The 6,100-nt window shown below is 60.2% G+C and carries 10 protein-coding genes; all 10 read right to left on the reverse strand.

What is annotated here, in order from left to right; genetic code table 11:
• Positions 1-415: 415 nt before the first annotated feature.
• Positions 416-739: a hypothetical protein gene (locus QLG08_RS01280; RefSeq protein WP_282472773.1), complete on the reverse strand. Its 324-nt coding sequence runs from the start codon at positions 737-739 to the stop codon at positions 416-418.
• Positions 740-795: 56 nt separating this feature from the next.
• A complete protein-coding gene (locus tag QLG08_RS01285; protein ID WP_242638503.1) occupies positions 796-1,362 on the reverse strand; it encodes a hypothetical protein in 567 nt (188 codons plus the stop codon).
• Positions 1,359-1,508, reverse strand: a complete 150-nt coding sequence (locus tag QLG08_RS01290; protein WP_033776915.1) for a hypothetical protein — start codon at positions 1,506-1,508, stop codon at positions 1,359-1,361. Before QLG08_RS01290 ends, QLG08_RS01285 begins: the two co-directional genes overlap by 4 nt.
• An 89-nt stretch (positions 1,509-1,597) precedes the next feature.
• A complete protein-coding gene (locus QLG08_RS01295) occupies positions 1,598-2,551 on the reverse strand; it encodes a hypothetical protein (protein WP_282472774.1) in 954 nt (317 codons plus the stop codon).
• A gap of 727 nt (positions 2,552-3,278) precedes the next feature.
• Complete coding sequence (locus QLG08_RS01300) at positions 3,279-3,668, reverse strand: HigA family addiction module antitoxin (RefSeq protein WP_332306698.1); 390 nt, start codon at positions 3,666-3,668, stop codon at positions 3,279-3,281.
• A complete protein-coding gene (locus QLG08_RS01305; RefSeq protein WP_019104686.1) occupies positions 3,602-3,883 on the reverse strand; it encodes a type II toxin-antitoxin system RelE/ParE family toxin in 282 nt (93 codons plus the stop codon). Before QLG08_RS01305 ends, QLG08_RS01300 begins: the two co-directional genes overlap by 67 nt.
• 137 nt (positions 3,884-4,020) lie before the next feature.
• Positions 4,021-4,866 (reverse strand): N-6 DNA methylase, encoded by an 846-nt coding sequence (locus QLG08_RS01310; RefSeq protein WP_282472775.1) that lies wholly within the window; start codon positions 4,864-4,866, stop codon positions 4,021-4,023.
• Between the two features lie 48 nt (positions 4,867-4,914).
• Positions 4,915-5,061 carry a hypothetical protein gene (locus QLG08_RS01315; RefSeq protein ID WP_019106772.1) on the reverse strand — a complete coding sequence of 49 codons (147 nt, stop codon included), beginning with the start codon at positions 5,059-5,061 and terminating at the stop codon, positions 4,915-4,917.
• A gap of 94 nt (positions 5,062-5,155) precedes the next feature.
• A complete protein-coding gene (locus QLG08_RS01320) occupies positions 5,156-5,485 on the reverse strand; it encodes a hypothetical protein (protein ID WP_282472777.1) in 330 nt (109 codons plus the stop codon).
• 137 nt (positions 5,486-5,622) lie between these two features.
• Positions 5,623-6,018, reverse strand: a complete 396-nt coding sequence (locus QLG08_RS01325) for a hypothetical protein (RefSeq protein ID WP_282472776.1) — start codon at positions 6,016-6,018, stop codon at positions 5,623-5,625.
• Positions 6,019-6,100: the final 82 nt, after the last annotated feature.

Raw genomic sequence — 6,100 nt, forward strand, 5'->3', positions numbered from 1 at the left:
CGGTGAACGCACCGGCGCCAGCCGGTTGCAGCCCTTGACCTCAGCCATCAGACCTTAGCCGGGAGGCCCGAAACGCGGCCCTTTGCGGTTCGGCGGAGACGGGCGGCAGCTTTTCCGCCGCCTGTCGGAGTGGGGCTGACGACTGCCCGCCAGGGCAGGAGCCGAAGGGGGCCATGTTCCGGCCGAGGCTTCTGAAAAGGCGAAAATGGTTCATCAGACAGATGAAGCTGGCCATAAACTCAACCGGCCATACCCGTTCTGGCATAAATACTGGCCAGAATGGTCACATGACGTATCAGAGTGGTGAAGCTGCCCCGCAGAGTCACAGCACGCGGAGGGAGGGAGCCGGTGCGTCAGCACCGGGTTTTGCCCGGCCCGAAGGGCCTGCAGGGTTTGCGCCCTGCACGGCACGGAATCAGCCTGCGGCTTCATCCCTGAAATGCTCACCGGCGCGGATAAGCAGCTCGCAGAACGGCAGATCCTTTGCGCTGCACAGGTGCATAAGATTTGCCAGCAGATCGGTAATGGCCGTTTCTGCCAGGTCATTTTTACTGTCCAGCCCCGTGCAGCGGGCGAAGGTGACGACTGCCGCCGCAGCGCTACAGGTTACGTCGGTTATTTCCCACGGAACCGGATGCAGCGCGTAATCTGCCAGGTCATCGAGGTCGGCTATTTTCAGTGATTCCGGAGGCGCAACTACAGTGGGCGTTACCACAGCGGATGGGGTGTTTTTCAGCATCGGGAACTTCTCCTGAGTGGGTGACAGCAGGGCCGGAAACAACCGGCCCTGCCCCGTCAGATACGCACTTTGCGGTTATAGATGGCACGCCAGTCGTTGTAATCGCTGCCTTTTCGCAGCGGCTCCAGACTGCAAAGGTTTTCGGCCAGCCCGTTCATGACCAGAACGCGCTCAACCGCTTCAAACCACGACTCCTCCTTTGCCACCGGAAACCACATATTCGCATTGTGGCCACTCAGCAACGGATGACCACAGAAATGCACCCCCCTGCCCCGCTTCGTTTCGCAACCCGTTACAGTCACCGTGGCCCTCACCTCCTCAGAAGGCGTGCGGCGGGCCAGCTGCTCCACGATGTCTGACCAGCAGACCTCACCGGATTCCGGCACCGGCAGTTCGATGCAGTTCAGCGCCTGCCATCCCGCGCGGGCCGACAGCCTCGCGATTTCCTTCAGGGTCGGATCATCATTCGCCCCTTCCGTGCTGTGAATAAACTGACCGTGGATGTAAAACGCTTCGTCACCGTTGTCCAGGGTGATGACGCAGTACTGGCCCAGCGCGCGCGCAATGTCGTCCTCGGTGACGCGTATGAGTTCGGCATTTACTGCCTGATTTTTCTGGCTCATGCGCTGGCCCTCATCATCAGCCTGACGCAGCCGATAAAAACGGGCCACAGTCTGAACGGCATTGCCGGTACGTGTGCCTGCTGGCCGCTGCGCAGTGCGTTTACAAACAGCGCCGCCTGTGCGACGATTTGCGGGTCAAAATTCATGTTCGTTTCCTCGACTCGGATTTTGATGTGGCGGGTAGCTGTAACTACCCGCCGTGAAGAAAGCAGGGGGAACCCTGCTTTTTTTGCGCCTAAAACTCCATGCCCTCCATGATTTCGGTTTCGTCCAGGCGCGTGGACGGATGCTGATATTCCCGCAGCGCTTCCGCCACGTGCGGATGGTTCTGCCAGACGGCATGAACACTGCTCACATCCAGCATGTCGGCCTCCTGGCGTAGCTGGCGGGCCGTCGCATGGTTGTCCCAGCCAGCCTCGTAGGCGGCCTGCTCACGCAGCGCCTTTTTCTTTGCCGCAATACGTTCAAATGCAGCCGGATCGGTTTCCGGCGCGGCCCACTCCAGCGTGCGGGCATTGCCGCGCAGCACCACGCGGCGTGCAATATCGGTAATGGTGGCGATGTGCGGTGCAAAGCCGTACCCACCCTGTTCCTCCTGCTTCCAGTCCCCGCTCAGGTCTGCCTTTACCAGCAGCTCCATCGCCTCCGGGAGAGAGTCCGCACGGCCCAGGGAGACTTCTGCGTCACACCAGTACGTGCCGGGATAGAAATCGTCGTCGGGAAACTCCATGCGACCGCTGACGGTAAGGCCAAACGGACGCGCCGCCTCGATAAACGACTGACGCAGCGCCTCACGCTGAAGCGGGGCATTTTCCTGAAGCCACGACAGTTCGGGCAGGTCAGGCACGTCCACCCCGTCCCACTCTTCTGGTGGCACAGTTTCAAAGATCAGCGAGAGGACGGACGTTGCCAGCTCGTACGCAACCGGGGTGGCGATATCGCCTTCATCAAGCATCGTCGTGATGCGTTCTGCCGCGTACCGGACATCAGATAACAGGTCATCAAGGTGATCCGGACCAAACGCATCCATCGCAGCCAGGGCGCGGTACATCATCAGATTGCCTTCCAGTTGCGCCAGGGTGAGCAGACGGTCTGCACGCAGGAGCAGAAGCACATCGAAGTTTTGTTTCACCCACGTTTCGGTGGTTTCGGTTGTGGCGGTTTTGACCTTGACGTTGTGTGTGTTCATGCTGCTTCTCCTCTGTCGGTTGCTGAAACCCTGTTTCGGTTGGTACGGCGCGGCGAAGGGCAAAGTGCCAACGGCAAAGGGAGGACAACCAGGGGCGAAGACAAAAAGTTTTTGCGGGGGTATGCGAAAAGTTTTTGGCTGAGTGCATTTCACCCCTGTTTGTCTGAGCTGCCGGTGGTACTGTCAGCCCTCCGCGCAGAACAACCGGAACAGGACAGCCGCACGGGGATGAAATGAGCATGAACACCTGCGGCACGACGGAACGGCGTGACGGCCTTAAAGGGCGCGCCCGCGCCCGGTGAACGCACCGGCGCCAGCCGGTTGCAGCCCTTGACCTCAGCCATCAGACCTTAGCCGGGAGGCCCGAAACGCGGCCCTTTGCGGTTCGGCGGAGACGGGCGGCAGCTTTATCGCCGCCTGTCGGAGTGGGGCTGACGACTGCCCGCCAGGGCAGGAGCCGAAGGGGCCATGTCCCGGCTGTGGCTGTTGACGTTAATTCAGTAAAGGCAGCAACCACACACTGGCCACCACAAGCGGCACCGGCATATAAACAACAGGGTGATAACGGCCATCAGTGGGAGGCGGTACAGAACGCGACGGGGGAGGCGCGGTGCGTCAGCACCGCCTCTTCCCTGCCCCGCAGGGGCGCGGGGGTGATACGGCGGTGCAGGCGGGGAACATCCCTGCCGTGGGCGACAGGGTTACGGCGGCGTTCCGGTCAGGCGTCTTATGCGTCCTTTCCGGCCTGCGCGTCCTCTGAGAAGGGGGCCAGGCCAGGGCGCAGCATGACGCCCGACACATCAGTATTTTCCCGCGCCTTGTGCAGGTCGAAAGCGGCCTGCATCGCCAGCCAGAGACGCGCGGCAATGCCTAACCCCGCCTCCAGCCGTACCGCCATTTCGGGGCTGACGGCCGCCTTGCCGGACGCCACCTTGCTCAGCGCCGCCGGAGAGACGCCCAGGTCTTTCGCCATTTTACGCAGGCTCACGTTATTGTCTTCCAGGTACTCCGTAATGAAGCCACCAGGATGCGGGGGATTGTGCATCGCCATCAGTGATAGTCCTCCAGGTTGAGAATGTAAGCGTTGCCGTCGGTAAACTCGAAGGTGATGCGCCAGTTGGCCCGCACCGTAATGGCATACAGGTTTTTGCGATCACCTTTGAGCGGATGGAAACGAAAACCGGGATAGCGGCTGAACTCATCCGTCGAACCGGCCTCATCGATGGCCAGCAGGCGCAGCCGGATACGTTCAGCATCCTTTGCCTGAACGCCGCTCGTGTCGCCTTTTTCATAGAGCTTCTGTAACCCTTTGTGCTTCCAGCTTTTGATCATGCTCCATCCCCTTGTTTCCCGTCACGAAACATTATACCAAAGCGTTTCGCATAAGGAAACACTTTACCCGCTGTTTCTTTCGCCCCCTGCGGGCGACTATGAACAACCGCCCGCAGGGGGTGGTCCGACTGAGGCGGTTACGGGCCTGCGTTTACCTGCCCGTCAGACAGCGAACGCATGAAATCCATCATCGCGTTAATTCTGCGTTGCGTTTTCAGACGTTCCCCGAAGTCACTGGCGTAATAGACCGGTGTGTAACGCACGCGGCTGAACTTCAACGTCAGCGTGTTGCCGGTGATGACTTCGGCGGGAATACCCAGCAGCGAAAGCTGAATAAACGCCATATCCGCCGCCACCGGATCAATATCAATACAACTGGCAAACATCTGCTCCGAGGGGTTCAGTCCTGCCTCAAGCATGCATTCGGCCACCGCAACCACCATGCCGCCCGCGCCGCAGGTCGGCTCTGAAAGCGTAAACAGCCCTTCACGCTTCACGGCTTCCTGTACGCCAGGCATGAGCATGCGCGCCATCAGCGACTGTACGGAGTACGGCGTAAAATACTGCCCCTGCCTGCCGTCGCCCAGCTCCAGCTCCATGAAAATGGCCCCCAGAAAGTCATGAAACTTCGCTTCCAGCGCGCTCACCATCAGGCCGAAAAGCCGGTGAAGGTCGCTGATGTCATCCGGTCTGTAGCGCTCGCAGATTTTGCGGCAGCGCGCCATGCTTTCCGGTGCGCGGATCGTGGCAAGGTCGAGTTCACTCGCCGCCAGCGTGATAAAGTCGCTGAACACGTCCCAGCGGCGCAGGTGACGGGCCGTGTGCCTGAACACGCTCACGAACTGTTTACGCGCCGTCTCGATGCTCATCATGCGGTGTGCGGGTGACGGCTCGCGGGCCGCAGCTGCCAGGGGAACGGCAACCGGCACGGGTGCAGGGTCTTCAGCCTGGTTAAAAAAATCGGCAAAATCTAACTGTGACATAAACCACTCCTTAAACGGCCGCCCCGCAGGGAGGCGGCCGGATTTACATCACGCGAGGCCGAGGCCTGCGTTGACCAGAGCAATAAAGAACGGCCATTGCCTCACCTGCATAGCCGGAACGCGGGCGCGTTTCCCGTTACGGCGGGCATTTACAAATGCCTGCGCGTGTGACACGATTTGTGGGTCAAATTGCATGGTTTATCTCTCCATGTAGGTTTTACGATGCCGGATGCGACTTTTTGCGGGGTACACATCCGGCGTGGACAGAGCAGGCTCAGGCCTGCTTTTTTCATTTCTGACTCAGGTCAAAAACCTCCTTAACGCGCGTCATGATCTGCGCGTGGTCAAGGCTGCTGTAATCCCGCAGCCGGAAGTAACGCACGCCGGTACGGGCGTAAATGTCGGTCACCTGCCCGCAGTAAAACTCGGCCAGCATGAACGTTTCACACTCCCCGTCTTCACTGCATGACCAGTTCAGCGGATACGCCACGCCCAGTGCGTCATGAAAGCGGTGAACGTCAATTTCCGCTGGCTCTCTCAGCGCCGCTTTCTCGCGGCCCTGCCAGTAAAGCCGCTCCTCCTCGGCGGTGTCGCGCCCGCCGTCGTACAGTGAGGCGATAAACGCCGCCTCCTGGTGATTCCGGCATTTCAGCAGGTCGGCATCGAGGCCCGTCAGGACGTCACGGATAATCAGGTTCATGGAGTTCTCCCTGTCAGTGGTTGGGGGGGTTACGCCGCCTGAGCGGCGCATAAAAATCACCAGATGTCGTCGCGCCAGAAGTGAAAGCCCGCGTCCAGTTCTGTGCGCAGGTCGTTCAGGGCGTATTCCCATGCGCCCTGACCGATTTCACCGAACTGCGACAGGGCAATGTCACGCGCTGCCAGCCACGCCCGAACCAGCGGAAACGGCAGGCGTGGGCGACGGGCTGACCAGTCCGGCACGGCATCGCGCAGGGCTTCCGCGAGGTTTAACAGCGAACCGAGCAGCACTTCCGCACGTTCTCCCTCTTCCATGCCGTCCTCTGCCAGATGGCCCAGAAACGCCAGCGTCTGCGCGACACCGGACGGAAGGCCGTTGACGTTTGGCCCTAAAACCCGCGTTTCGGTGGTTTCGGTTGCGGCGGTTTTGACCCTGACGTTGTGTGTGTTCATGCTGCTTCTCCTCTGTCGGTTGCTGAAACCCTGTTTCGGTTGGTACGGCGCGGCGAAGGGCAAAGTGCCAACGGCAAAGGGA

The sequence above is a fragment of the Pantoea sp. V106_11 genome (genome assembly GCF_029967885.1).
GTDB classification, from domain to species: Bacteria; Pseudomonadota; Gammaproteobacteria; order Enterobacterales; family Enterobacteriaceae; genus Pantoea; species Pantoea ananatis.